23 protein-coding genes are annotated in these 23,644 nt (G+C 70.8%); 12 read left to right on the top strand and 11 right to left on the bottom strand.

The window, feature by feature from the left end:
• Nucleotides 1–5: 5 nt before the first annotated feature.
• From pgl to tkt, 5 genes are all read right to left on the bottom strand, one after another.
• Nucleotides 6–794 carry a 6-phosphogluconolactonase gene (gene pgl, locus ACWDCZ_RS11165; RefSeq protein ID WP_049649616.1) on the bottom strand — a complete coding sequence of 263 codons (789 nt, stop codon included), beginning with the start codon at nt 792–794 and terminating at the stop codon, nt 6–8.
• On the bottom strand, nt 791–1,903 hold the full coding sequence (gene opcA / locus ACWDCZ_RS11160) for a glucose-6-phosphate dehydrogenase assembly protein OpcA (protein ID WP_380744582.1): 1,113 nt from the start codon (nt 1,901–1,903) through the stop codon (nt 791–793). Before opcA ends, pgl begins: the two co-directional genes overlap by 4 nt.
• On the bottom strand, nt 1,900–3,456 hold the full coding sequence (gene zwf, locus ACWDCZ_RS11155; RefSeq protein WP_049649618.1) for a glucose-6-phosphate dehydrogenase: 1,557 nt from the start codon (nt 3,454–3,456) through the stop codon (nt 1,900–1,902). Before zwf ends, opcA begins: the two co-directional genes overlap by 4 nt.
• 61 nt (nt 3,457–3,517) lie before the next feature.
• A complete protein-coding gene (tal, locus tag ACWDCZ_RS11150) occupies nt 3,518–4,660 on the bottom strand; it encodes a transaldolase (RefSeq protein WP_074001674.1) in 1,143 nt (380 codons plus the stop codon).
• 88 nt (nt 4,661–4,748) lie between these two features.
• Complete coding sequence (gene tkt, locus ACWDCZ_RS11145) at nt 4,749–6,848, bottom strand: transketolase (protein ID WP_074001673.1); 2,100 nt, start codon at nt 6,846–6,848, stop codon at nt 4,749–4,751.
• Nucleotides 6,849–7,310: 462 nt separating this feature from the next.
• On the opposite strand from tkt, the gene ACWDCZ_RS11140 reads away from it, so the two are divergent.
• On the top strand, nt 7,311–8,258 hold the full coding sequence (locus ACWDCZ_RS11140; protein ID WP_074001672.1) for a heme o synthase: 948 nt from the start codon (nt 7,311–7,313) through the stop codon (nt 8,256–8,258).
• 65 nt (nt 8,259–8,323) lie between these two features.
• Here ACWDCZ_RS11140 and ACWDCZ_RS11135 read toward each other — a convergent pair whose 3' ends face one another.
• Nucleotides 8,324–8,965, bottom strand: a complete 642-nt coding sequence (locus tag ACWDCZ_RS11135) for a DUF2461 domain-containing protein (protein WP_049649621.1) — start codon at nt 8,963–8,965, stop codon at nt 8,324–8,326.
• 73 nt (nt 8,966–9,038) lie between these two features.
• Between ACWDCZ_RS11135 and ACWDCZ_RS11130 the strand changes: the two genes are divergently transcribed.
• Entirely contained in the window at nt 9,039–9,365 is a 327-nt protein-coding gene (locus ACWDCZ_RS11130; protein WP_053111946.1) for a hypothetical protein, read from the top strand.
• Between the two features lie 111 nt (nt 9,366–9,476).
• On the opposite strand, the gene ACWDCZ_RS11125 is transcribed toward ACWDCZ_RS11130, so the two are convergent.
• Together ACWDCZ_RS11125 and ACWDCZ_RS11120 are read right to left on the bottom strand one after the other, a co-directional pair.
• Nucleotides 9,477–10,067, bottom strand: coding sequence for a hypothetical protein (locus tag ACWDCZ_RS11125; RefSeq protein WP_449815796.1), 591 nt, complete (start codon nt 10,065–10,067; stop codon nt 9,477–9,479).
• A 139-nt stretch (nt 10,068–10,206) separates the two neighbouring features.
• Nucleotides 10,207–10,656 carry an ATP-binding protein gene (locus ACWDCZ_RS11120; protein WP_449815795.1) on the bottom strand — a complete coding sequence of 150 codons (450 nt, stop codon included), beginning with the start codon at nt 10,654–10,656 and terminating at the stop codon, nt 10,207–10,209.
• A 182-nt stretch (nt 10,657–10,838) separates the two neighbouring features.
• On the opposite strand from ACWDCZ_RS11120, the gene ACWDCZ_RS11115 reads away from it, so the two are divergent.
• The 4 genes from ACWDCZ_RS11115 to ACWDCZ_RS11100 all read left to right on the top strand — a co-directional run bounded on the left by ACWDCZ_RS11115 (nt 10,839) and on the right by ACWDCZ_RS11100 (nt 14,001).
• Nucleotides 10,839–12,104: an XRE family transcriptional regulator gene (locus tag ACWDCZ_RS11115; protein ID WP_449815794.1), complete on the top strand. Its 1,266-nt coding sequence runs from the start codon at nt 10,839–10,841 to the stop codon at nt 12,102–12,104.
• Entirely contained in the window at nt 12,101–12,613 is a 513-nt protein-coding gene (locus ACWDCZ_RS11110) for an NUDIX domain-containing protein (protein WP_449815793.1), read from the top strand. The genes ACWDCZ_RS11115 and ACWDCZ_RS11110 overlap by 4 nt, the downstream gene beginning before the upstream one ends.
• A 186-nt stretch (nt 12,614–12,799) precedes the next feature.
• Nucleotides 12,800–13,354 carry a flavoprotein gene (locus tag ACWDCZ_RS11105; RefSeq protein WP_449815792.1) on the top strand — a complete coding sequence of 185 codons (555 nt, stop codon included), beginning with the start codon at nt 12,800–12,802 and terminating at the stop codon, nt 13,352–13,354.
• Nucleotides 13,355–13,392: 38 nt separating this feature from the next.
• On the top strand, nt 13,393–14,001 hold the full coding sequence (locus ACWDCZ_RS11100; protein ID WP_449815791.1) for a GNAT family N-acetyltransferase: 609 nt from the start codon (nt 13,393–13,395) through the stop codon (nt 13,999–14,001).
• Between the two features lie 135 nt (nt 14,002–14,136).
• Here the strand turns inward: ACWDCZ_RS11100 and ACWDCZ_RS11095 are convergent, their stop codons facing one another.
• Nucleotides 14,137–15,117 (bottom strand): COX15/CtaA family protein, encoded by a 981-nt coding sequence (locus ACWDCZ_RS11095; RefSeq protein ID WP_074002120.1) that lies wholly within the window; start codon nt 15,115–15,117, stop codon nt 14,137–14,139.
• Nucleotides 15,118–15,375: 258 nt separating this feature from the next.
• On the opposite strand from ACWDCZ_RS11095, the gene ACWDCZ_RS11090 reads away from it, so the two are divergent.
• Entirely contained in the window at nt 15,376–16,695 is a 1,320-nt protein-coding gene (locus ACWDCZ_RS11090; protein ID WP_416874218.1) for a choice-of-anchor A family protein, read from the top strand.
• Nucleotides 16,696–17,109: 414 nt separating this feature from the next.
• Nucleotides 17,110–17,787 (top strand): LAETG motif-containing sortase-dependent surface protein, encoded by a 678-nt coding sequence (locus ACWDCZ_RS11085; RefSeq protein WP_449815790.1) that lies wholly within the window; start codon nt 17,110–17,112, stop codon nt 17,785–17,787.
• A 75-nt stretch (nt 17,788–17,862) separates the two neighbouring features.
• On the opposite strand, the gene ACWDCZ_RS11080 is transcribed toward ACWDCZ_RS11085, so the two are convergent.
• Together ACWDCZ_RS11080 and ACWDCZ_RS11075 are read right to left on the bottom strand one after the other, a co-directional pair.
• Nucleotides 17,863–18,639, bottom strand: a complete 777-nt coding sequence (locus ACWDCZ_RS11080; protein WP_449815799.1) for an ABC transporter permease — start codon at nt 18,637–18,639, stop codon at nt 17,863–17,865.
• A gap of 20 nt (nt 18,640–18,659) precedes the next feature.
• The gene (locus ACWDCZ_RS11075; RefSeq protein WP_449815789.1) at nt 18,660–19,586 is read right to left on the bottom strand and encodes an ABC transporter ATP-binding protein; all 927 of its coding nucleotides are present in this window, start codon (nt 19,584–19,586) and stop codon (nt 18,660–18,662) included.
• Between the two features lie 154 nt (nt 19,587–19,740).
• Between ACWDCZ_RS11075 and ACWDCZ_RS11070 the strand changes: the two genes are divergently transcribed.
• From ACWDCZ_RS11070 to ACWDCZ_RS11055, 4 genes are read left to right on the top strand one after another with little or no spacing between them, the layout of a single operon-like run.
• Nucleotides 19,741–20,565, top strand: coding sequence for a helix-turn-helix transcriptional regulator (locus ACWDCZ_RS11070; protein ID WP_259316761.1), 825 nt, complete (start codon nt 19,741–19,743; stop codon nt 20,563–20,565).
• A 50-nt stretch (nt 20,566–20,615) separates the two neighbouring features.
• Nucleotides 20,616–22,031, top strand: coding sequence for a Fe-S cluster assembly protein SufB (gene sufB / locus ACWDCZ_RS11065; protein WP_049650590.1), 1,416 nt, complete (start codon nt 20,616–20,618; stop codon nt 22,029–22,031).
• Nucleotides 22,032–22,085: 54 nt separating this feature from the next.
• Entirely contained in the window at nt 22,086–23,315 is a 1,230-nt protein-coding gene (gene sufD, locus ACWDCZ_RS11060) for a Fe-S cluster assembly protein SufD (protein WP_387825874.1), read from the top strand.
• Nucleotides 23,316–23,320: 5 nt separating this feature from the next.
• Nucleotides 23,321–23,638, top strand: a complete 318-nt coding sequence (locus tag ACWDCZ_RS11055) for a bifunctional 3-phenylpropionate/cinnamic acid dioxygenase ferredoxin subunit (RefSeq protein ID WP_049650588.1) — start codon at nt 23,321–23,323, stop codon at nt 23,636–23,638.
• The last annotated feature ends 6 nt before the right edge of the window (nt 23,639–23,644 follow it).

The following is a 23,644-nucleotide window of genomic DNA, read 5'->3' as shown; positions in this document are numbered from 1 at the left end:
TCCGGTCAGGCCGAGGCCGGCGGGTAGAGCTGCGGCGGGATCCGCTCCGCGGCGGCGCGGTCCAGCAGCCACAGGGTGCGGCTGCGGCCGTACGCGCCGGAGGCGGGCGCCTGGAGCTCGCCGGGGCCGGACAGGGCCAGCGCGACCGCGCCCGCCTTGTCCTCGCCGGCGGCCAGCAGCCAGACCTCGCGGGCGGTGCGGATCGCCGGGAGGGTGAGCGAGACCCGGGTCGGCGGGGGCTTGGGGGCCCCGCGCACGCCGACCACGGTCAGCTCGGTCTCCCGGACGCCCGGGTGCTCGGGGAAGAGCGAGGCGACGTGGGTGTCCGGGCCGACGCCGAGCAGCAGCACGTCGAAGGCCGGGACGCCGAGCCGGTCGCCCGGCCCGGCCGCCTTCGCCAGCTCCTCGGCGTAGCGGGCGGCGGCGGCCTCCACGTCCGAGCCGTCCACCCCGTCCGAGGCGGGCATCTCGTGCACCCGCGCCGGGTCGAGCGGGACGGCATCCAGCAGCTCGGCGCGGGCCTGGACGGCGTTGCGCTCCGGGTCGGCGGCGGGCAGGAAGCGCTCGTCGCCCCACCAGAGGTCCAGCCGGCCCCAGTCGACCGCGTCGCGCGCCGGGGAGGCGGCGATCGCGGCCAGCAGGGCGTTGCCGTTGCGCCCGCCGGTGAGCACCACCGAGGCGCTGCCGCGGGCGGCCTGGGCGTCCACGATCCGGGTGATCAGCCGGGCCGCGGCCGCCTGGGCCATCAGCTCCTTGTCCCGGTGGACGACCAGCTGCGGGGTCGCGTTGGTCATGCGCCGTCCTTGCCGGTGCGCTTGCCGGCGGCCTTGCGGGCGGGCTTCTTCTCCGCCGCCCCGGCGGTCACCCGCTCGGGGTTGGCCACGGCCTGCTCCACGGCCGCCTCGGCGGCCTCCTCGACGGCCTCCTCCGCGACCTCGCGGGCGACCTGCTCGGCCGCCGCGGTCTCGGCGTTGGACGGCTCGTGCAGCCGGTCGACGGGCGTGCGCACGGCCGTCGCGTAGATGTCGTCCGGGTCCAGGCGGCGCAGCTCCTCGGCGATCAGCTCCGAGGTCTCGCGCCGCTTGAGCGCCACCTGGCGGTCCGGCGAGCCGGGCATGGAGAGCGTGCCCAGCAGGCCGTCCGGGCGGTCCAGGGTGATGTCCCCGTCCTTGGTGCGCAGGTGCACCGCGGTGATGCCGGGGCCGTTGGTGACGACCCGCTCGACGGGCACCTGGAGCCGGTTGGTCAGCCAGAGGCCGAGCAGCTCGACGCTGGGGTTGTAGGACTCGCCCTCGACCACCGCGGAGACGATCGTGGACGGCCGCTGGTCCAGCGCGGCGGCCAGCATCGAGCGCCAGCCGGTGACCCGGGTCCAGGCCAGGTCGGTGTCGCCCGGGGTGTAGCTCTGCGCGCGCTGGGCGAGCTGGCCGACCGGGGACTCGGCGGTGACGGCGTCGGTGATCCGGCGCTGGGCGATCGAGCCCAGCGGGTCCTGCGCCGGGTGGTGCGGAGCGTTGTCCGGCCACCAGACCACGGTCGGGGCGTCCGGCAGCAGCAGCGGCAGGACCACCGACTGGGCGTGCGCGGCGAGTTCGCCGTGCATCCGCAGGACGACCGTCTCGCCGGAGCCGGCGTCGGAGCCGACCAGGATCTCGGCGTCCAGCCGGGTCTCGGCGCGGGCCCGGGGCGAGCGCCCGGCGCGCTTGATCACCGCGAGGGTGCGCATCGGGTGCTCGCGGGAGGCGTCGTTGGCGGCCTTGAGGGCGTCGTAGGCGCTGCCCTCGTCGGTCACGATCACCAGGGTGAGCACCATGCCGGCGGCGCCCGAGCCGCGGGCCCGGCGCGCCTCCATCAGCGCGGCGTTGATCTTGCTGGACGTCGTGTTGGTGAGGTCGATCTTCATGGCCGGCGCCAGCTCCTGCCGTCTCGTGCGAGCATCTCGTCCGCCTCGACGGGACCCCAGGTCCCCGCCGCGTACTGGGCGGGCTTGCCGTGGGTGTCCCAGTACTTCTCGATCGGGTCGAGGATCTGCCAGGAGAGCTCGACCTCCTGGTGGCGCGGGAACAGGTTGGCGTCGCCGAGCAGCACGTCGAGGATGAGCCGCTCGTACGCCTCCGGGCTGGACTCGGTGAAGGACTCGCCGTAGGCGAAGTCCATCGTGACGTCCCGCACCTCGAAGGAGGTGCCCGGCACCTTGGAGCCGAACCGCACCGTCACGCCCTCGTCCGGCTGGACCCGGATGACCAGGGCGTTCTGCCCCAGCTCCTCGGTCGCGTAGGAGTCGAAGGGCAGGTACGGGGCGCGCTGGAAGACGACCGCGATCTCGGTCACCCGGCGGCCCAGGCGCTTGCCGGTCCGCAGGTAGAACGGGACGCCCGCCCAGCGGCGGTTGTTGATCTCCAGCTTGATGGCCGCGTAGGTGTCGGTCTTGGAGTCGGGGTCGATGCCGTCCTCGTCCAGGTAGCCGACGACCTCCTCGCCGCCCTGCCAGCCGGCCGCGTACTGGCCGCGCACGGTGTGCCGGCCGAGGTCGGCCGGGAGCTTGACGGCGCTGAGCACCTTGAGCTTCTCGGCCACCAGCGCCTTCGGGTGGAAGGAGGCGGGCTCCTCGATGGCGGTGAGCGCCATCAGCTGGAGCAGGTGGTTCTGGATCACGTCACGGGCGGAGCCGATGCCGTCGTAGTAGCCGGCCCGGCCGCCGATGCCGATGTCCTCGGCCATGGTGATCTGCACGTGGTCGACGTACGACCGGTTCCAGATCGGCTCGAACATCTGGTTGGCGAAGCGCAGCGCCAGGATGTTCTGGACCGTCTCCTTGCCCAGGTAGTGGTCGATCCGGAAGACCTCGTCCCGGGGGAAGACCTCGTGGACGACCTTGTTGAGCTCCTGAGCGCTCTCCAGGTCGTGGCCGAAGGGCTTCTCGATGACCGCGCGGCGCCAGGAGCCCTGCGGCGGGTCGGCCAGGCCGTGCTTCTTGAGCTGCTGGACGACGGTGGGGAAGAACTTCGGCGGGACGGACAGGTAGAAGGCGAAGTTGCCGCCGGTGCCCTGGGCCTTGTCCAGCTCCTCGATGGTCTCGCGCAGCTTGTCGAAGGCCTCGTCGTCGTCGAAGGTTCCGTGGACGAACCGCATGCCCTTGGCGAGCTGCTGCCAGACCTCCTCCCGGAACGGGGTGCGGGCGTGGTCCCGGACGGCGTCGTGGACCTCCTTGGCGAAGTCCTCGTCGTCCCACTCGCGGCGGGCGAAGCCGACGAGGGAGAAGCCCGGCGGAAGCAGACCGCGGTTGGCCAGGTCGTAGATGGCCGGCATCAGCTTCTTGCGGGACAGGTCGCCGGTGACCCCGAAGATGACCAGACCGGACGGCCCCGCGATGCGCGGGAGCCGCCGGTCGGAGGGGTCACGAAGCGGGTTGACGGGGGCGGGCGGGAGGTCGTCCGCGTCCGATTCCGGAGTCAACTCGGGGAAATCAGTGCTCACTTGATGGGCTCCGCTTTCGTGCGCTGGCTGTGAGCAGGGGTCACTTCTCGTCGGCGAAGGAGGCGAGCGAGGCGGTGACGGTGTCGAGCAGCTCGTTCCAGGACTGCTCGAACTTCTCGACGCCCTCGTCCTCCAGGAGCTGGACGACGTCGTCGTAGTCCACGCCGGCGGCGGCGATCGCGTCCAGCACGGCCTTGGCGTCGGCGTAGTTGGGGACGATCGTGTTGCCGGTGACCACACCGTGGTCGCCGGTGGCCTCCAGGGTGGCCTCGGGCATCGTGTTGACGGTGCCGGGGGCGACCAGCTCGGTGACGTACAGGGTGTCCGGCAGGGCCGGGTCCTTGACGCCGGTGGAGGCCCACAGCGGGCGCTGCGGCTTGGCGCCGGCGGCCTCCAGGGCGGCCCAGCGGGCGCTGCCGGCGGTCTTGCCGTCGACGCTGCCGAAGACCTCCTCGTACGCCTGGTAGGCGAGGCGGGCGTTGGCCAGCGCGGCCTTGGAGCGCAGGTCCTTCGCCTCGCCGCCGATCTTGTCTAGGCGCTTGTCGATCTCGGTGTCCACGCGGGAGACGAAGAAGGAGGCGACCGACTCGATCTGGGAGAGGTCCAGGCCCTTGGCCTTGGCGGTCTCCAGGCCGGTCAGGTAGGCGTCGATGACGGCCTTGTAGCGCTCCAGCGAGAAGATCAGCGTGACGTTGACGCTGATGCCCTTGCCGATGACCTCGGCGATCGCGGGCAGGCCGGCCTTGGTGGCGGGGATCTTGATGAAGACGTTCGGGCGGTCGACCAGCCACCACAGCTGCTTGGCCTCGGCCACGGTGGTGGCGGTCTCGTGCGCCAGGCGCGGGTCGACCTCGATGGAGACCCGGCCGTCGCGGCCGTTGGAGGCGTCGTAGACCGGGCGCAGCACGTCGGCCGCGTCGCGCACGTCCGAGGTGGTGATCATGCGGATCGCCTCGTCGGTGGTGACCTTGCGGACGGCGAGGTCGCGCAGCTGGCCGTCGTAGGAGTCGTCGCCGGAGCCGGCGATGGCCTTCTGGAAGATGGTCGGGTTGGTGGTCACGCCCACCACGTGCTTGTTCTGCACCAGTTCGGCCAGGTTGCCGGAGTTCAGCCGCTTGCGGCTGAGGTCGTCCAGCCAGATCGCAACGCCTTCGTCGCTGAGGCGCTTCAGTGCGTCAGTCATGGTGCTTCAGTCCCTTGTTCTTGCTTCGTGGGGTGGTCGGGAGGGGGCCGCGTGCCCGCGTGCGGGCGGGCACGCGGCCCGGGGGCCGCTAGCGGTTGACGGCCTCGAGGGAGCGCAGGGCGTTGTGGGCCTCGGCCACCACGCGCTCGGTGGTGATGCCGAACTCCTCGAACAGCACCTTGTAGTCGGCGGAGGCGCCGAAGTGCTCCAGCGAGACGATCCGGCCGTGGTCGCCGACCAGCTCGCGCCAGCCCTGGGCGATGCCGGCCTCGACCGAGACACGGGCCTTGACCGACGGCGGCAGCACGCTGTCGCGGTAGGCCTGGTCCTGCTCCTGGAACCACTCGAAGGACGGCAGCGAGACCACCCGGGTGGCGATGCCCTCGGCCTCCAGCGCCTCGCGGGCCTGGACGGCCAGCTGGACCTCGGAGCCGGTGCCGAGCAGGATCACCTGCGGGTCGCCGGTGGAGGCCTCGGCCAGGATGTAGCCGCCCTTCGCGGTGCCCTCGGCGGAGCCGAAGACCTCGCGGTCGAAGGTCGGGACGCCCTGGCGGGTCAGCGCCAGGCCGACCGGGCCGGGGTGGCTGGTGTGGCGCTCGACGATGGTGCGCCAGGCGACGGCGGTCTCGTTGGCGTCGGCCGGGCGGACCATGGCCAGGCCCGGGATGGCGCGCAGCGAGGCCATGTGCTCGACCGGCTGGTGGGTCGGGCCGTCCTCGCCGAGGCCGATCGAGTCGTGCGTCCAGACGTAGGTGACCGGCAGCTTCATCAGCGCGGCCAGGCGGACGGCCGGGCGCATGTAGTCGGCGAAGACCAGGAAGGTGCCGCCGTAGACCCGGGTCTTCCCGTGCAGGGCGATGCCGTTCATGGTCGAGCCCATGGCGTGCTCGCGGATGCCGAAGTGGATCGTCCGGCCGTACGGGCTCGCCGACTTCAGCGGGTTGCCCTCGGGCAGGAAGGAGCTGTCCTCGTCGATGGTGGTGAGGTTGGACTCGGCGAGGTCGGCCGAGCCGCCCCACAGCTCCGGGATCACCGCGCCGATCGCCTTGAGGGTGTCGCCGGAGGCCTTGCGGGTGGCGACGTCCTTGCCGGCCGGGAAGGACGGGACGGCCTTCTTCCAGCCCTCGGGCAGCTCGCCGGCCTCGATGCGGTCGAACTCGGCCGCGCGGTGCGGGTTGGCGGCGCGCCAGGCCTCGAAGCCCTGCTGCCACTGGTCGCGGGCGGCCTTGCCGCGCTTGATGACCTGGCGGGCGTGCCCGATGACCTGGTCGCTGACCTCGAAGGTCTTCTCCGGGTCGAAGCCCAGGACCTTCTTGGTGGCGGCGATCTCGGCGGCGCCGAGCGCGGAGCCGTGGGCCTTGGCGGTGTTCTGGGCGTCCGGGGCCGGCCAGGCGATGATCGTCCGCATCGCGATCATCGACGGGCGGGAGGTCTCGGCCTTGGCCGCGGCCAGCGCCTCGGCCAGGGCGGCCACGTCGATGTCGCCGTTGGACTTCGGGGTGACGCGCTGGACGTGCCAGCCGTACGCCTCGTAGCGCTTGAGGACGTCCTCGGAGAAGGCGGTCTCGGTGTCGCCCTCGATCGAGATGTGGTTGTCGTCGTAGACGGCGACCAGGTTGCCCAGCTTCTGGTGGCCCGCCAGCGACGAGGCCTCGGCGGAGATGCCCTCCTCCAGGTCGCCGTCGGAGACGATCGCCCAGACCGTGTGGTCGAAGGGGGACTCGCCGGCCGGGGCCTCCGGGTCGAACAGGCCGCGCTCGTAGCGGGCGGCCATCGCCATGCCGACCGCGTTGGCGATGCCCTGGCCCAGCGGGCCGGTGGTGGTCTCCACACCCGCGGTGTGGCCGTGCTCGGGGTGGCCGGGGGTACGGCTGCCCGCGACGCGGAAGGCCTTCAGGTCGTCCAGCTCCAGGCCGTAGCCGGCGAGGTAGAGCTGGGTGTAGAGCGTCAGGCTGGTGTGGCCGGGGGAGAGGACGAAGCGGTCGCGTCCGACCCAGGACGGGTCGGTCGGGTCGTGGCGCAGGAACCGCTGGAAGATCAGGTACGCGGCCGGGGCCAGCGACATGGCCGTCCCGGGGTGTCCGTTACCGACCTTCTGGACAGCGTCCATGGCCAGGACGCGCGCCGTGTCAACGGTGCGCTCATCCAGATCGGTCCACTCGAATGCGTTCGTCGGCGCAGTGCTCACCCTGTCTCAGGGCTCCTTCCATTGTGAAGAGTGACCCCGTGAATGGGGACCGGGTCGGCCACGGCGCTGTGGTCCCGACGCTGGGTGGTGCCGGTCACGGAGGGTAGATCCCGCTTCTGTCCGCGAGCCTACCGTCCGGGGTGCGGCTCACCCTCCGTGCTGGGACAACCGGCAATTCCGCATGCAGATTCCCACTGGAGCGGTGCGGATGGATTTGTCCCAGACTCTCCCGGTTCGCGCCGTCGCGCCGCTCCGGTGGTCAGGACGGGCTAGCGGACCCGCCGGAGGCGCTCGACGGCCCCGCCCGGGCGGTTCACCCGGGGGTGTGCGTTCCGCCTCGCCGGGGGACCCCGGAGCCGGATGGGATATATGGAACGTCTATGGTGTCGTGGTACGCGCAGAGCGGACGATTCGGGACCCTTCGTTCCTGTGGACGCCTGCGAAGATTCATCTTCAGTTGGGGTGTTAGTGACCGCCGTCGAAACCCGTCCCGCCGGGGTCACCGGGGCGACTCCTGCGCACCGGCCGTTCGGGGCCCGTGTCGGCGCGTTCGTCGCATTGACCAAGCCGCGGATCATCGAGCTGCTGCTGATGAGCACCGTGCCGGTGATGTTCCTGGCCCAGCAGGGCGTGCCGAACATGCTGTTGGTGCTGAAGGTCGTCGTCGGCGGCTACCTCTCGGCCGGCGGCGCCAACGCCCTCAACATGTACATCGACCGCGACATCGACGCGGTCATGTCGCGCACCGAGCGGCGTCCGATCGTCACCGGGATGGTGTCGCCGCGCGAGGCGCTGGTGTTCGGCATCGTCCTCGCCGTCGTCTCGACGCTTCTGCTGGGCTTCGGGGTCAACTGGCTGTCGGCCTGGCTGGCGCTCGGCGCGCTGCTGTTCTACGTGTTCGTCTACACGCTCGGGCTCAAGCGGCGCACCTCGCAGAACATCGTCTGGGGCGGCATCGCCGGCTGCATGCCCGTCCTGATCGGCTGGTCCTCGGTGACCAACTCGGTGTCCTGGGCCGCGGTGATGCTGTTCCTGGTCGTGTTCTTCTGGACGCCGCCGCACACCTGGGTGCTGTCGATGAAGGTCCGCGACGACTACGAGCGGGCCGGCGTGCCGATGCTGCCGGTCGTCAAGGGCAACGTGGCCGTCGGCAAGCAGGTCGTCGCCTACTCCTGGGTGATGGTGGCGGTCTCGCTGGCGGTCTGGCCGCTGGGCCACATGAGCTGGCTGTACCCGGTCGCCGCGGTGCTGCTGGGCGGGGCCTGGCTGCGCGAGGCGCACGCGCTGTACGGGCGGGCCAAGGCCGGGATCGTGGGCGCGAAGCTCAAGGAGATGCGGCTGTTCCACTGGTCGATCACCTACCTGTCGCTGCTGATGGTGGTCTGCGCGATCGACCCGTTCGTCAAGTAGAGGCTTACGAAGTAGAGGCTTACGCGAAGAGCCCCGGTCCGGGCGGACCGGGGCTCTTCGCGTTCTCAGCGGGCGGGCAGCTCGGAGGGGCCGACGTGGCCGTCCAGCCAGTCCCGCAGCGGCTGGGAGGCGTGCAGGAAGCCGGCGATCCGGGTGTGGGCGGCGCGGGTGCCCAGCCACTTCGCGGGCTCCCACTCCTGCCAGGCCACCAGGCCCTTGTGGCGCAGCAGCCCGATCCGGGGGTGGTCCTTGGGGTAGCCGCGCGGGGCCGACTTGAGGGAGTCCCGGCCCACGACCAGCGGGCCCTGCTGCTCCACCCGGGCGATCACGCGCTCCAGCTCCGCGCCGGTGACGTCCTCCGCGACGGCGGCGCGGTAGCGCTCCAGCTGGTCGGGGGCGAGCTGGTAGAGGCCGTTGCCGCAGGCCAGTCCGTCGGCGGAGAGCTGGATGTAGCCGCCGCTCTCCAGATGGGCGCCGATGTGGGTCTTGTACGGGGACTTGTCGGCGCTGAACCGGACGTCGCGGTTGGGCCGGAAGATCTTCCCCGGCCCGAACTCCGGCTCCAGCTCGGCGAGCAGCAGCTCCATCGGGGCCCGGACGACGCCGTCGTAGACGTCCTTGTGGGCCTGCCAGAAGGTCTTGGAGTTGTCGGCTTCCAGGTGCTCGTAGAAGTCGAGCGCCTCGGCCGGCCAGCCGGAGAAGGTCACCCCTCCAGTATGTGGCCCGGTGCACAGGGCGCTCCCGTCGCCAGCGGCGCTACCGGTGGGTAGCATGCGGGACATGAGCAGCGCAGAGACCGCCACCGCCGCGCCGGACGCCCGCACCGAGCGCCGCGCCAAGCGCATCGCCAAGCACCTCACCAGCTTCGCCCGCGAGCACGGGGGCGGCGACGCCGTCGTCGAGTACGTCGGCTCCGTGGCCACCCGCATCGTGGTCGTCGGCGCGGACGGCGCCTGGGGCGACCAGGTGGCCCCCAGCTACGCCGTGGGCAAGCGCGCCGCCGAGCTGGCCGGGCTGACCCTGCACGACGACTTCGAGGGCGAGCTGGGCCTCAAGGTCAAGACCGGCGCGTACGAGTGGAAGCGGATGGCCGGCATCCAGATCTGACCGGCATCTCGGTGTCACGACGGCCCGGTTCCCCCGTGCGGGGGAACCGGGCCGTCGGCATGACCTGGCCGCCCGGTGGCGCCGCTGTCGTAGGGCACTGACGCACCGCGTCTACGGGATGGGCGCGCTGGAAGTCGGCGGGGTCGACTTCTTGTGCTTGGCGGCCTGGGTGCGGCAGTGGGCGAGGGCGTACGCGAGGCGGGTGTCGGGGTGAGGGGTGGTGGTGAGGAGTTCACCGGCGGTGACGAGGGTCTCCCAGTAGAGGACGGGGCTGCCGGTGCGGGGCATGGGCCGGACGGCGGTGAGGGAGAGGTAGGCGGTGGTGAGGTTGCCGGTGGTGAACCAGCGCTGCAACCCGTGCCGGTGGCCGGGGCGGATGCCGCCCATGGCGTCGATGGCGACCAGGAAGTGTTCGACGACGGCGAGTTCGGCGTCGGTGAGCGACTTCGGGATGTCGAAGACGCCGAGGGCTTCGAGGAGTTCGCCGGTGTCGGTCTCGGAGTCGGGTCGGGGGTCGGCGAGCAGGGCGTCGTAGCAGTCGTCGAGGCGGCGGGTGGTTTCGGCGAGGGGGATGGTGAGGGCGAGGCAGACGGCGCGGGCGGAGGGGAGGGGCTCGCGGGTGCGCTTGGCGAGGAGGGCGTACGTCTCGGAGGGGGTGCGGCCGCGGGAGAGGGCGTGCCGGGCCAGGGTGGCGAGGTTCATGGGTGGTCGGACTTTCAGGTGAGGGTGGGGGCGGCGACGGCCCAGACGATCGGGGCGAGGCGGAGGAGGACGGCCGGGCATCGGCTGGATCGGCCGATGCAAGGCCGTAGTCGGCCTGGCGGCGCGGACGGGAAGAGCTTCAGCGGGAGCGGTTGAGCGGCGTGGGCGTCGTGAGGTCGGCGTGGACGACCTTCCCGAACGGGAGGAGCGTGACGCCCCAGTGGCCATGGGTGAGCCGGTGGACCATTGCGAGACCCCGGCCGGACGTGGCGTCGGGCCCGGCCTGGATCATTACGGGCATCGACCGGGAGCCGTCACCGACGAGGATGCGGACGATGCGGTCGGTCGGACGGCGGACGCCGACGAGCATGCGGGTATGGCAGCCGGTCTTGGAGGAGTTGGTGGCCAACTCGCTGACGATCACGGCAGAGTCGTCCACCAGATCGTCCAGCCCCCACTCCCGCAGCTTCACGCGGATGAAGCGGCGAGCAGCGCTCACCGACTCGGGCCGATAAGGCAGGCAGATCGTCGCCGGCGTGGTGAGTCGATCGGCAGCAGGCACTGATGCTTCCCCGGTGTTGTCGATCACCCGGGGCGGCACGGCAGTGGGTTGAGGCATCGGACTGGCTCCCGTAGATGGATCAGGGCGGCTGATCCTCATTCAAGGCCGCGCCGATGTTCCCAAGAGACTCCAAGTAGGTGACTCCAAAACGGAGTCAGGATTCGCTCCATGAGCCTACGATCGATACGCATCGTGAGGAGAGTGAAACGATGGGTTCCCAGCCGGGTCTGCATGAGGTGATCGCAGGTCTGCTCCAGGACCAGCGTCTGCTGAGAGCATGTGGGGCTCGCGACATGGGCGCCGTGTTCCGGCTCCTCAACGTGCGCGGTGTCAGTACCCGGCGCATTGCCGCAGCCGTGGAGATCAGCCAAGGGCGGCTGTACGACTACATGAATGGTAAGACCAGGGTCGAGAAGTTGGCGCTGTTCGAGCAGATTGCCGACGCCTTCCACATCCCCGGAGAGTTGCTTGGTCTTGCCCGCAGGTCCTGGGAACCAGATCTCGCTTTCGAGCCCCCAAGTCCTGCACCGGCTCCGCCAGAGGCTGCGGGTGGCGCCGACTTGGCCACTGTGGAGGCCTTCCGTCGCGCAGATCGGCAGACGGGAGGTGGGCGCCTGTACTCGGCTGTGATCCACCATCTCTCGGGCCAGGTGGCGCCGCGTCTGGTTGATGTCGAGAGCGGCCCACACGTCTTCGCCGCAGCTGCTGCGCTCACCGAGATGGCCGGTTGGATGGCTCACGACTCCGGCCGTGACGACCTTGCCGCTCGGCACTTCGCCCATGCGCTACCCCTCGCGCGTGCCTCCGGTGACCTGCCGTTGACGGCGCACGTGGCAGCCAGCACCAGCCATCTGTCCCTTCAGACCGGCGACCCGGCGAAGGCCGTGCACTGGGCCACCGTCGGTATTGAACTGGTCGGTCGGGGCCCGCACTTGCCAGGCCTCATGGCTCGACTGAACACCATGCTGGCCCGAGCCCTGGCAGCCTCCCTGCATCACGGTCCGGCAGCGCAGGCGCTCGATCATGCTCAGGCCGCTCTTGTGGCTGGAGCTGATGACGAGCATCCGTGGTTGAGCCCGTTCGACGACGCCACCCTTGCCAGCGAGTCGGCGCTGGCGTTCAGTGACCTCGGCCGGTCCAAGGAGGCTCTTCGCCAGGGGGAGCAGGCAGTGGCACTGCGGGAGGAAGGCCGCACGCGTTCGCTCACCTTCAGTCGCATCACCCTTGCGCGTATCCATGTCGATTGTGGCGACTTGGATTCCGCGATCGGCGTCGGAGCCGAGCTTCTCGACACCAGTCCCACACTCGGGTCTGTCCGGGTCGTTCATCAGATGGATGACCTCCGTGAACTCCTCGGGAGGCACCGCGACTACGGACCGGTCGGTGAGTACCTGGCACGATTCGATGAGGCGTGCAGAGCCCGGCAGCTCTTGCTCGCTGACATCGTCCCGTTGCCTCGGGGAGGTTCAACATGAGGCCCGTTTCCACCGATACCGAAGCCTGGAACGCCTACCTTGCCGAGGGGAATGCCAGGCAAGCCCGCAAGCGTGTCTCAGCGGACGTGATCCTGCGCGACCGGGGTGGTCGTATCCTGACCGTCAACCCTACCTACAAGGAGGGTTGGGACCTCCCTGGCGGAATGGCTGAGGCCAACGAGCCACCGGATGAGGCCGCAGTGCGGGAACTGCGCGAGGAATTGGGCTTGGACATCACCATCCGCCGCCTGTTGGTCGTGGACTGGGTTGCGCCGCACGGCCCGTGGGACGACCAGATCGCGTTCATCTTCGACGCGGGAACCCTCTCACCCGCTCGGGCCGCGAGGGTTCGCCCACACGACGACGAACTGTCCGAGGCCGTCTTCCTCCCCGTATCGGAGGTCGCCAACCGACTGCGGATTCGCCAGCGGAACCGGCTGGACGCCGCTGTCAGGGCAATCGCAGACGGCGGCGCACGGTATCTGCGTGACGGGGCGGAGGTCTGGTGACGCCAGGGGCAGTGAACGGGGCAGAAGGGTGGCGAGGAGCATGCGGGTTTGGCAGCCCGTCTTGAAGGAGTTGGTGACCAACTCGCTGACGATTACGGCAGAGTCGTCCACCAGATCGTCCAGCCCCCACTCCCGCAGCTGCGCACACAGGTGGCGGAATGTGTTCCTGCGAACAGGAGTTCAGGTTTGACCGAGCATCATGAGCCGTTCCTCTACGTCATCGTCTGTGCCTCGGGAATCGCTGACGGCGTGAGCGGACTGATCACTGCCGCCCATGCCGAGGGATGGAAGGTCGGGGTGATCGCCACTCCCAACGCACTCGGCTTCCTGGATCAAGAAGCCATCGAGGCCCAGACCGGCTATCCGATCCGCTCGGCCTGGCGTACGCCCGGCAGTTCTCGGCCGCTGCCGGAGGCCGATGCCGTCGTGGTCGTCTCCGCGACCTTCAACACCATCAACAAGTGGGCCCTCGGGATCGCTGACACGCTCGCGTTGGGCATCCTCTGCGAGTCGTACGGGCTGGGCATTCCTGTCGTCGTCCAGCCCTATGTCAACTCCGCCCTGGCGGCCCACCCGGCCTATTCGGAGAGCCTGGCCCGGCTGCGCTCGATGGGCGTCCTGGTCGGTGACTCCGTTCCCCACAGGCCCAAGTCCGGCGGAGCGCGCGACGAGTACAACTGGACCCATGTCCTCGACGTGCTTCGTCCTACCCTCGGCAGCCGTTCGAAGCCGACCGCGTGACGGGCGATTCCGCGAGGCGAGATCCACAGGAGGTGGGGATGCCGCCGCCGTCCCACTCGGTGTCCGTCGCGGGGGTGGTGGTGCGCGAGGACGGCCGGGGGCCGGCGATTCGGCTCTTGGACGGCGGGGAGGCGGTCGAGCTGGAGGGCCAGTTGAAGGAGGTGTTCGCGGAGGCGTTTGCGGAGCCTCCCTACGGCGAGGGGCCGAGCGATGTGGAGCGGGCGTTCCGCCGGTTCCGCTCGCAGGCGCGTCGGCGGGGGTTCCGGGCCGCGATCGCCTTCGACGGCGACTCCGTTGTGGGTATGGCGTACGGCTACCCGCTGTCGGCGGACACCGGATGGTGGGACACCCTGGTCGATCCCGTGCCGGGGGATCTCAGGCTCGAGGACGGAAGGCGCACGTTCGGTCTCTTCGAGCTGGCGGTCCGGCCTCGATGGCGCCGCCAGGGGATCGCCACCCGTATGCATCGCGTCCTCATCGACGGAATCGACAACGTCCGGGTGATGCTGAACACGCAGCCGGAGGCGACTGCGGCCCAGGCGTCCTACCGAGCGTGGGGCTATACGCGCGTCGGGTCGGCGATCCCGTGGGAGGGCGCGGCCCGGCACGACGTGATGCTGCTCGAACTGGCCCGCCCGGTGGCGTGAGCGTGAGATTCCAGGTTGTGCTGCGGGGTGGCACGACATCGAGCGCCCGGACGTACGACGGGCGACGGCTGCTGTGACGACACGGCGAAGGCCCCCATCGTGGGATGGGGGCCTTCGCCTGTGTCCTGCTTCTGCTCAGACCGAGGCGGGCTGCGGGGTCTGGGCGGGGAGCTGGTCGGTGACCGCCTCGGCCCCGCGGGTGCGCAGGGCGAGGGGGACGCGCAGGGCGGCGATCCAGGTCAGTGCCGCGAGGAGCATGTGGAGGCCGACCATCAGCTCGGGGGCGTCGGTGAAGTACTGGATGAAGCCCAGGACGCCCTGGAGGAGGAGGACGGCCAGCAGCTCCTTGGTGCGGGACCTGGCCGCCTGGGGGGCCTTCACGGCGGCGAGGACGAAGATCACCGCGATGGCCAGGCCCACGGACACGAACGCGAAGTCGGCGTGGAACTGGGCGAGGCGGTCGTAGTCGATCGGGATGCGCGGGACGATCTTGTTGTCCTTGGGCGTGCCGGGGTGGTGGCCGGCGCCGGTCACCAGGGTGCCGGCCGCGACGAGCAGGCCGATCACGGTGACCAGGACGTAGGACAGCTGGTGGACCGGACGGGGCACCACGAGCGTCGGCGGGCCGTCGCCCTCCTTGGACCGCTCCCACATCAGCAGCGCGACCCAGACCAGGGCCATCGCGGCGATCATGTGCAGCGCCACGGTGTACGGGTTGAGGCCGGTCAGCACGGTGATGCCGCCGAGCACGGCGTTGCTCATCACCAGCCAGAACTGGGCCCAGCCGAGCCGGGTCATGCTGTGCCGCCAGGGCCGGTGGCAGCGGGCGGCCAGGATGGCCCAGCCGACGGCGGCGCTCAGCACGTAGGTGAGCATCCGGTTGGTGAACTCGACGATGCCGTGGAAGCCCATCTCGGCGGTGGGCGTCAGGCTCTCGTCGGTGCACCGGGGCCAGGTCGTACAGCCGAGGCCGGAGGCGGTGAGGCGGACGGCGCCGCCGGTGACGACGATCACCACGCTCATCACCAGCGCGGCGAACGTGGCACGCCGGACCATCTCGGCGGATGGCTGCCAGCGCTCGGCGAGCAGGGAGAAGGGATTAGGCACGCGGTCAATCGTAGGCGGCCTTACAGGCGATCTTGGGGCGGGGCACGGGCCGCGCGGCGGTGTGGCGCGGGTGGTGCGGCGGGAGGCGGCGGAGCCGGCGGGCGGCGACACGCTGGGGTGCGACACGCGGACAAACCGGGGTGGTTCGGTCAAGGAGGTTATTGGTCTTGACCAATCACCCGTTTGGCCGAAAGAGTGCGGATTGGTCCATACCTTTTTGAGGACCCCTCCCCCCATCTACGCCCGCACGCAAGCGGAGACCTGCACATGCGCATACCCATTTCCGCCGCCGCGCTCGCGGTAGGCGGCTCGCTCGCACTGGCCGGGCTCGTCGCGCCGGCCGCCCAGGCCGTCGGCACCGACCAGGAGTGCCGCAGCCTCGGGGTCGCCAACCTCTACGGCGAGTTCATCGAGGGCGACGACACCCACACCCCCGACGCCGAGGGCGCGGTCGCGGTCGGCGGCAACGCCGACTTCACCGGCGGCTTCTCGGTCGGCCAGGAGCTCACCCAGGCCCAGGTCGACGCGCTGCCGGGCAAGAACGCCCTGGTCGTGGCCGGCAAGCTCACCGGCCACAACACCCAGGTGATGAAGGGCAACGGCGTCTTCGGCTCCAAGGCCGACGGCGCGGTGGCCCAGGCCCACGCCGGCACCGTCAACCAGGGCCCCTCGCCGATCGACTTCAAGGCCGAGTTCGCCAAGCTGCGCGCCGCCGCCACCTCGCTGGCCGCCGTCCCGCAGACCGCCGGCGCCACCGTCCAGGCCGAGGGCGCCAAGCTCACGCTCACCGGCGGCGACGCGAAGTACAACAGCTTCACCGTCGACGCGGCGAAGCTGCAGGGCGCCAAGGACGTCTACCTCAAGGTGCCGGCCGGCTCGGTGACGGTGGTCAACGTCACCGGCGGCTCGTACGACATGGCGGCGGCCGGGACCACCGGCTTCCACCTGTGGGACGAGGGCAAGAAGGCCTTCGTGCTGGACGACAAGCTCCAGAGCGCCGCAGGCGGGGCGATCCGGTCCAGGCTGCTCTGGAACTTCCCGACCGCCACCAAGGTGGTCAAGAACAGCCAGGCCGCCTGGGCCGGCACCGTGCTCGCGCCGAACGCCGCCTTCGACCTCGGCAGCGGCGGCCCGGTCAACGGCTCGGTGATCGCCGCCTCGCTGACCGGCAAGGGCGGTGCCGAGACGCACCACTACCCCTTCACCGGCTGCCTGCCGGGCACCACCGTCCCGACGCCGTCCGGCACCCCGACGGTGCCGCCGACCGTCCCGCCGACCGTGCCGAGCGGCTCGCCGTCGGCCACGCCGAGCGCGTCGACCGCCCCGAGCGGTTCGGCGAGCCCCTCGGGCGGCCCGTCCGCGTCGACGAGCGGCAAGCCCGGCGCGAGCGGCAGCCCGTCGGCCGGCGGCTCGACGGCCGCTCCGACGGCCTCGGGCAGCCCGTCCGCCCAGCCGGACGCCGGGGGCAACCTGGCGCACACCGGTTCCGGTCCGGTGCTGCCGCTGGCGATCGGCGGCGCGGTCGTGCTCGCGGCCGGCGGCGCGATCGTGGTGGCCGCCCGGCGCAAGGCGGCCCGGAAGGCCTGAACCGGCTGAGCCCGGCGATCCGGACGGGAACGCCGGAAACGCGGGCGCGTCGGGGGCACGGGAGTGTCGGAAAGAACGGAAAGGTCGGAAACGACGGAAAGGCCGGAATGGCCCGGCGTTCGTCGGCTGACCGAATCGGAGCCCTCGGTGATTGAACCTGATCACCGGGGGCTCCGTTCTTCCCTGAAGTGGCGAAGTCCATTCAGGTTTGCCGAATCCGCGTTCTGCGAGGTGACGGCTGTGATGGGCTGGCCCAAGCACATCGGAAGACGGACGGACAGTCGATATCCGGTCGTGCGGCGGGGTGTGGCGGGGTGCGGGAGTGCCGGTAGAGTCCCCCGGACAGTCGTAGCGGGCCACCGCGTACCACTCAACACGCCTGCTGCGCACGACCGTTCGGAGGGGAACAAAGTAATGGCGCGACAGCAGCGGCACTTCGCGATCGGCGCGACGGCACTCGCCGGCACGGCTGCGGCCGGTTTTCTCCTGCCTCTGGCACTGGCCACCAATGCCTCGGCGCACGTGCCGAGTTGGTCGGTGACCTGCGACAAGATCGTGATCGATCTGATCAACTACAGCCCCAAGGCCGACGTGAAGAACACCGTCAGCCTCACCATCGACGGCGAGAAGGTCCTGGACGCCAAGGCCTTCCCCGCGGAGTTCCACGGCTCCTTCCCGGTGAAGGACCACGATGCCCCGATCAAGGCGAACCTGGTGGTCACCACCACGGAGAACCCGAACGAGAAGGGCTGGAACATCAACGAGACCAAGACCATCGAGCCGTGCCACACGCCGACTCCGACCCCGACCCCGACCCCCACCAAGACCCCGACCCCGACTCCCACCCCGACGCCCACCGCGACCCCGACTCCCACCCCGTCGGCGACGCCCCCGGCCACCCCGACCCCGTCGGTCACCCACACCCCGAGCAAGACCCCGACCCCGTCGCCCTCCGCCAGCGCGCCGGCGCTCGCCCAGACCGGTAGCAGCGACGCGACCCCGATGATCGCGGCGGCCGGCGGCGGCGTGCTGCTGGTCGGCGGCGCGCTCGTGCTGCTCGCCCGCAAGCGCCGTGGCGGCAGCGAGAGCTGACGCCAGGTCAGCCGACTACGGCAACGCCCCCCGGCCGCCAAGTGGCCGGGGGGCGTTGTGCGTTGCCGCCGCCGGTCACTCCCAGCGGAAGAAGCGGGCGGCCGCGGCCAGGCCGAGCACCGACCAGCCGGCCAGGATGCCGAGGTCCGCCCACGGCACCCCGGCGCCGGCCTGGAGTACCGACCGCAGGCCGTCCGAGAGCGCCGAGATCGGCAGCAGCTCCAGCACCGGGCGCACCGCGTCGGGGAACTTGCCCAGCGGCACGACCACCCCGCCGGCGAGCAGCAGCAGGATGAACACCAGGTTGGCGCCGGCCAGGGTGGCCTCGGCCTTCAGGGTGCCGGCCATCAGCAGGCCGAGCCCGGAGAAGGCGGCGGTGCCGAGGACCAGCAGCGCGGCGACCGTCAGGGGGTTGCCCTGCGGGGACCAGCCGAGGGCCAGGGCGATCACCGACAGCAGCGCGACCTGCAGCGCCTCCGTCACCAGGACGCAGCCGGTCTTGGCGGTCAGCAGCGCCCAGCGCGGCAGCGGGCTGGCGCCGAGCCGCTTCAGCACGCCGTAGCGGCGCTCGAAGCCGGTGGCGATGGCCTGGCCGGTGAAGGCGGTGGACATCACGGCCAGCGCGAGCAGGCCGGGGGCCAGGAAGTCGACCCGCTTGCCGGGGCCCTCGACCGCGACGATGTCCACGGCGGAGAACAGCACCAGCAGCACGGTCGGGATGACCACGGTGAGCAGCAGCTGCTCGCCGTTGCGCAGCAGCATCCGGGTCTCGAACGCCGTCTGGGCGAGCAGCATCCGGCCGACGGGAGCGGGGCCCGGTTTGGGGGAGTAGTCCGTCGTGGCGGCGCTCATGGTTCCCTCACTGCGTTCGCTCATGAGCGGAGCTCCCGTCCGGTCAGGTCGAGGAAGACGTCCTCCAGGCTGCGGCGCTGGACGGACAGCCGTTCGGGCAGGATGCCGGAGGCCGCGCACCAGCCGGTGACGGCGGCCACCAGCTGCGGGTCGACGGGCGCCTCGACGCGGTAGTTGCCGGGGGCGGTCTCGGTGGCGGTGGCGCCCTCGGGCAGCTCCTTGAGCAGCGGGCCGAGGTCGAGCCCGGGCGGGCCGTCGAAGTGCAGCGCGCTCTCGGCGCCGCCGCGGCACAGCTCCTCGGTGGTGCCGTCGGCGATCACCTTGCCGCGGTCGACGATGGCGACCCGGTCGGCGAGCTGCTCGGCCTCGTCCATGTGGTGGGTGGTGACGACCACGGTGACGCCGTCCCGGCGCAGGTCGCGCACCAGCTCCCAGGTGGCCCGGCGGGCCTGCGGGTCGAGGCCGGCGGTGGGCTCGTCCAGGAAGACCAGCTCGGGGCGGCCGACCACGGCCATCGCCAGGGCGAGCCGCTGCTGCTGGCCGCCGGACAGCCGGCGGTAGGTGGTGCGGCCGCAGGAGCCGAGGCCGAGGCGTTCGACCAGGGCGTCCACGTCCAGCGGGTGGGCGTGCAGCTTGGCGGTGTGCCGCAGCATCTCGACGGCGCGCGCGCCCGCGTACACGCCGCCGGACTGCAACATGACGCCGATCCGTGGCCGCAGCGCGGCGCCCTGGGTGACCGGGTCGAGGCCGAGGACGCGGACGGTGCCGCCGTCCGGACGGCGGTACCCCTCGCAGGTCTCGATGGTGGTGGTCTTGCCGGCGCCGTTGGGGCCGAGGACGGCGGTGATCGCGCCGGCCGGGATGGTGAGGTCGAGGCCGTCCACCGCGAGCTTGTCGTCGTAGCGTTTGACCAGCCCGGCGATCTGGACCGCGGGTTCGGAGTGCATACCGGCGAGTGTAAGAGGGCCTGACGCGCCGGCCGGACGGCGGCTCGGTGATCGTTTTCCCAGGTCAGGTAAGGCTAACCTGCGTGACAGATGACACCGGTGAGGCCTGGGTCACGGCTTGTCCCGGCGGAAGTAATTACGCAACACTGGTGTTGTGAAAAACATGCGCGAGCACGCCCAGCAGCGGGAGGCCGAGTCGGCCTCCTCCTGTGACGTGCCCGTGACGGCGGCCGAGGTGCTGCTGGAGGGCCACCGGGCCACCCGGGACCGGGTCGCGCGGTCGATCCTGGACCACGGCCCGTCGTCCGCCGCCGACCTGGCGAACCGGCTCGGCCTCACCGCCGCCGCCGTCCGCCGCCACCTCGACGGCCTGGTCGCCACCGGTCTGGTCGAGTCCCGCGAACAGCGGGTCTACGGCAGCCGCGGCCGGGGCCGTCCGGCCAAGGTCTTCGCCCTCACCGACGCCGGCCGGGACGCCTTCTACCAGGCGTACGACCAGCTCGCCGCCGACGCGCTGCGCTGGATCGCGGACTCGGTGGGCGGCGGCAAGGCGGGCGAGGAGGCGGTCGCCGCCTTCGCCCGCGCCCGGTTCGGCAAGCAGGCCGAGAAGTACCTGGAGGCCCTGCGCCTGGCCGCCGCCGGAGAGCGCCCCGAGGCGCTGGCCCAGGCGCTCAGCGCGGACGGGTACGCTGCCACGGTGCGGCGTGTCCCGTCGGCCGCGGCCAAGGCCCCGGCGGGCGCCCAGCTCTGCCAGCACCACTGCCCGGTCGCGCACATCGCCGAGCAGTTCCCGCAGCTCTGCGAGGCGGAGACCGAGGTCTTCTCCCAGCTCCTGGGCACCCATGTGCAACGGCTGGCCACGATCGCCCACGGCGACGGGGTCTGCACCACCTATGTGCCGGCACCCGGTGCCGCATCGTCGTCCGCCCAGCCCCCGGCGGGACGCGGCTCCGATGCGATGCCGACTGCCAGTACATGAAAAATTCCGTGTCCACCGAAGATTCAGCGTCCGCGCGTTAGGAAGCTCGCATGACTGACACCGTTTCGCACCCCGAGCTCGAAGGCCTCGGCAATTACGAGTACGGCTGGGCCGACCCGGACACCGCCGGTGCCGCGGCCAAGCGCGGGCTCAGCGAGGACGTCGTCCGCGACATCTCGGCGAAGAAGAACGAGTCCGAGTGGATGCTGAACCTGCGGCTCAAGGGCCTGAAGCTGTTCGGCAAGAAGCCCATGCCGACCTGGGGCTCCGACCTCACCGGCATCGACTTCGACAACATCAAGTACTTCGTCCGCTCCACCGAGAAGCAGGCCGAGTCCTGGGAGGACCTGCCGGCGGACATCAAGGCGACGTACGACAAGCTCGGCATCCCGGAGGCGGAGAAGCAGCGCCTGGTCGCCGGCGTCGCCGCCCAGTACGAGTCCGAGGTCGTCTACCACCAGATCCGCGAGGACCTGGAGGAGCAGGGCGTCATCTTCCTGGACACCGACACCGCGCTGCGCGAGCACCCGGAGATCTTCAAGGAGTACTTCGGCACGGTGATCCCGGCCGGCGACAACAAGTTCGCCGCGCTGAACACCGCGGTGTGGTCCGGCGGCTCGTTCATCTACGTGCCGAAGGGCGTGCACGTCGACATCCCGCTGCAGGCCTACTTCCGGATCAACACCGAGAACATGGGCCAGTTCGAGCGGACGCTGATCATCGTCGACGAGGACGCCTACGTCCACTACGTCGAGGGCTGCACCGCCCCGATCTACTCCTCCGACTCGCTGCACTCGGCGGTCGTGGAGATCATCGTCAAGAAGGGCGGCCGCTGCCGCTACACGACCATCCAGAACTGGTCGAACAACGTCTACAACCTGGTCACCAAGCGTGCCGTGGCGTACGAGGGCGCGACCATGGAGTGGGTCGACGGCAACATCGGCTCCAAGGTCACCATGAAGTACCCGGCCGTCTACCTGATGGGCGAGCACGCCAAGGGCGAGACCCTCTCGATCGCCTTCGCGGGCGAGGGCCAGCACCAGGACGCCGGCGCCAAGATGGTGCACATGGCGCCGAACACCTCGTCCAACATCGTCTCCAAGTCGGTGGCGCGCGGCGGCGGCCGGACCTCCTACCGCGGTCTGATCGAGATCGGCGAGGGCTCCAAGGGCGCCAAGTCCAACGTGCTGTGCGACGCGCTGCTGGTGGACACCATCTCCCGCTCGGACACCTACCCGTACGTGGACGTCCGCGAGGACGACGTGTCCATGGGCCACGAGGCGACCGTCTCCAAGGTCAGCGAGGACCAGCTCTTCTACCTGATGAGCCGCGGCATGACCGAGTTCGAGGCGATGGCGATGATCGTCCGTGGCTTCGTCGAGCCGATCGCGCGCGAGCTGCCGATGGAGTACGCGCTGGAGCTCAACCGGCTGATCGAGCTGCAGATGGAGGGCGCGGTCGGCTGACCTCCGGCCGCCGCCGTCCACTCATTTCCGAGGAAGAGAGCACTACGAACAGCCATGGCTGAGCAGAACACCACCGGCTCCACCACCGCCGGTTCGATCGAGGTCGGCACGGCCGGCGCGGGCGCGCAGCTCGCCGGCCCCGGCACCGGCCGCACCACGGTCCAGCAGCCGATCGACGCGCGCGTCGCGGTCAAGCCGTCCTTCGACGTGAACGACTTCCCGGTGCCCACCGGCCGCGAGGAGGACTGGCGGTTCACCCCGCTGCACCGCCTCGGCGGGCTGCACGACGGCACCGCCGCCGCTGCCGAGCGCGGCGAGGACAAGGTCGAGTTCACGCTGCCGGACGGCGTCACCGCCGAGACCGTCGGCCGGGACGACGCCCGCCTGGGCAAGGCCGGCAAGCCGGTCGACCGGGTCGCCGCGCAGGCGTTCAGCGCCTTCGACCAGGCCCTGGTCGTCACCGTCCCCAAGGAGTCGGTGCTGGCCGAGCCGGTCCGGATCGACGTGCGCGGCGAGGGCGGGGTCCGCTTCGCCCACGTGGTGATCGACGTCAAGCCGTTCGCCGAGGCCGTCGTGGTGCTCAACCACGCGGGCACCGGGACCCGGGCCGCCAACGTCGAGCTGCTGGTCGGCGAGGGCGCCAAGCTCACCTTCGTCTCCGTCCAGGACTGGGACCGCGACGCCGTCCACGTCGCCCAGCACAACGCGCTGGTCGGCCGGGACGCCTCCTACAAGTCCGTGGTCGTCACCTTCGGCGGCGACCTGGTCCGGCTGCACCCGCGGGTCAACTACGCCGGCCCCGGCGGCGAGGCCGAGCTGTTCGGCCTCTACTTCGCCGACGCCGGCCAGCACCTGGAGCACCGCCTGGTCGTCGACCACGACACGCCGCACTGCCGGTCGAACGTGGCGTACAAGGGCGCGCTCCAGGGCCAGGACGCCCACGCGGTCTGGGTCGGCGACGTGCTGATCCGCGCCGCCGCGCTCGGCACCGACACCTACGAGCTCAACCGGAACCTGGTGCTCACCGACGGCGCCCGGGTCGACTCGATCCCGAACCTGGAGATCGAGACCGGCGAGATCGTCGGCGCCGGCCACGCCTCGGCGACCGGCCGCTTCGACGACGAGCAGCTGTTCTACCTGCAGGCCCGCGGCATCCCGGCCGACGAGGCCCGCCGCCTGGTGGTGCGCGGCTTCTTCGCCGAGCTGCTCCAGCAGATCGGCGTGGCCGAGGTCCAGGACCAGCTCATGGAGAAGATCGACGCCGAGCTGGAATCGGCGGTCTGAGCCCGATGACCTTCCTCCGTGCCTGCGCGCTGAACGACCTCCAGGAGGACGTTCCCAAGCGCGTGGACCTCAACGGCGTGCCGGTCTCCGTCGTCCGCACCGACGAGGGGGTGTTCGCGATCAACGACACCTGCTCGCACGCGAACGTCTCGCTCTCCGAGGGCGAGGTCGAGGACTGCATGATCGAGTGCTGGCTGCACGGCTCCAGCTTCGACCTGCGCACCGGCAAGCCGTCCGGCCTGCCCGCCACCAAGCCGGTCGCTGTCTACCCCGTAAAGATCGAAGGGGACGATGTGCTCGTCTCCGTCAACCAGGAGTCCTGAGTACAC

The organism is Kitasatospora sp. NPDC001225 (assembly GCF_053597855.1).
The sequence above is the reverse complement of the archived record's forward strand: the minus strand, read 5'-3'. Positions and strand labels throughout refer to the sequence as shown.

Excerpts from the sequence above, each read along its gene's own strand:
- pgl (WP_049649616.1), bottom strand. The coding sequence starts at position 794 with ATGACCAACGCGACCCCGCAGCTGGTCGTCCACCGGGACAAGGAGCTG.
- opcA (WP_380744582.1), bottom strand. The coding sequence starts at position 1,903 with ATGAAGATCGACCTCACCAACACGACGTCCAGCAAGATCAACGCCGCG.
- tal (WP_074001674.1), bottom strand. The coding sequence starts at position 4,660 with ATGACTGACGCACTGAAGCGCCTCAGCGACGAAGGCGTTGCGATCTGG.
- ACWDCZ_RS11130 (WP_053111946.1), top strand. The coding sequence starts at position 9,039 with ATGAGCAGCGCAGAGACCGCCACCGCCGCGCCGGACGCCCGCACCGAG.
- ACWDCZ_RS11125 (WP_449815796.1), bottom strand. The coding sequence starts at position 10,067 with ATGAACCTCGCCACCCTGGCCCGGCACGCCCTCTCCCGCGGCCGCACC.
- ACWDCZ_RS11115 (WP_449815794.1), top strand. The coding sequence starts at position 10,839 with ATGGGTTCCCAGCCGGGTCTGCATGAGGTGATCGCAGGTCTGCTCCAG.
- ACWDCZ_RS11110 (WP_449815793.1), top strand. The coding sequence starts at position 12,101 with ATGAGGCCCGTTTCCACCGATACCGAAGCCTGGAACGCCTACCTTGCC.
- ACWDCZ_RS11100 (WP_449815791.1), top strand. The coding sequence starts at position 13,393 with ATGCCGCCGCCGTCCCACTCGGTGTCCGTCGCGGGGGTGGTGGTGCGC.
- ACWDCZ_RS11090 (WP_416874218.1), top strand. The coding sequence starts at position 15,376 with ATGCGCATACCCATTTCCGCCGCCGCGCTCGCGGTAGGCGGCTCGCTC.
- ACWDCZ_RS11085 (WP_449815790.1), top strand. The coding sequence starts at position 17,110 with ATGGCGCGACAGCAGCGGCACTTCGCGATCGGCGCGACGGCACTCGCC.
- ACWDCZ_RS11080 (WP_449815799.1), bottom strand. The coding sequence starts at position 18,639 with ATGAGCGCCGCCACGACGGACTACTCCCCCAAACCGGGCCCCGCTCCC.
- ACWDCZ_RS11075 (WP_449815789.1), bottom strand. The coding sequence starts at position 19,586 with ATGCACTCCGAACCCGCGGTCCAGATCGCCGGGCTGGTCAAACGCTAC.
- sufB (WP_049650590.1), top strand. The coding sequence starts at position 20,616 with ATGACTGACACCGTTTCGCACCCCGAGCTCGAAGGCCTCGGCAATTAC.
- sufD (WP_387825874.1), top strand. The coding sequence starts at position 22,086 with ATGGCTGAGCAGAACACCACCGGCTCCACCACCGCCGGTTCGATCGAG.
- ACWDCZ_RS11055 (WP_049650588.1), top strand. The coding sequence starts at position 23,321 with ATGACCTTCCTCCGTGCCTGCGCGCTGAACGACCTCCAGGAGGACGTT.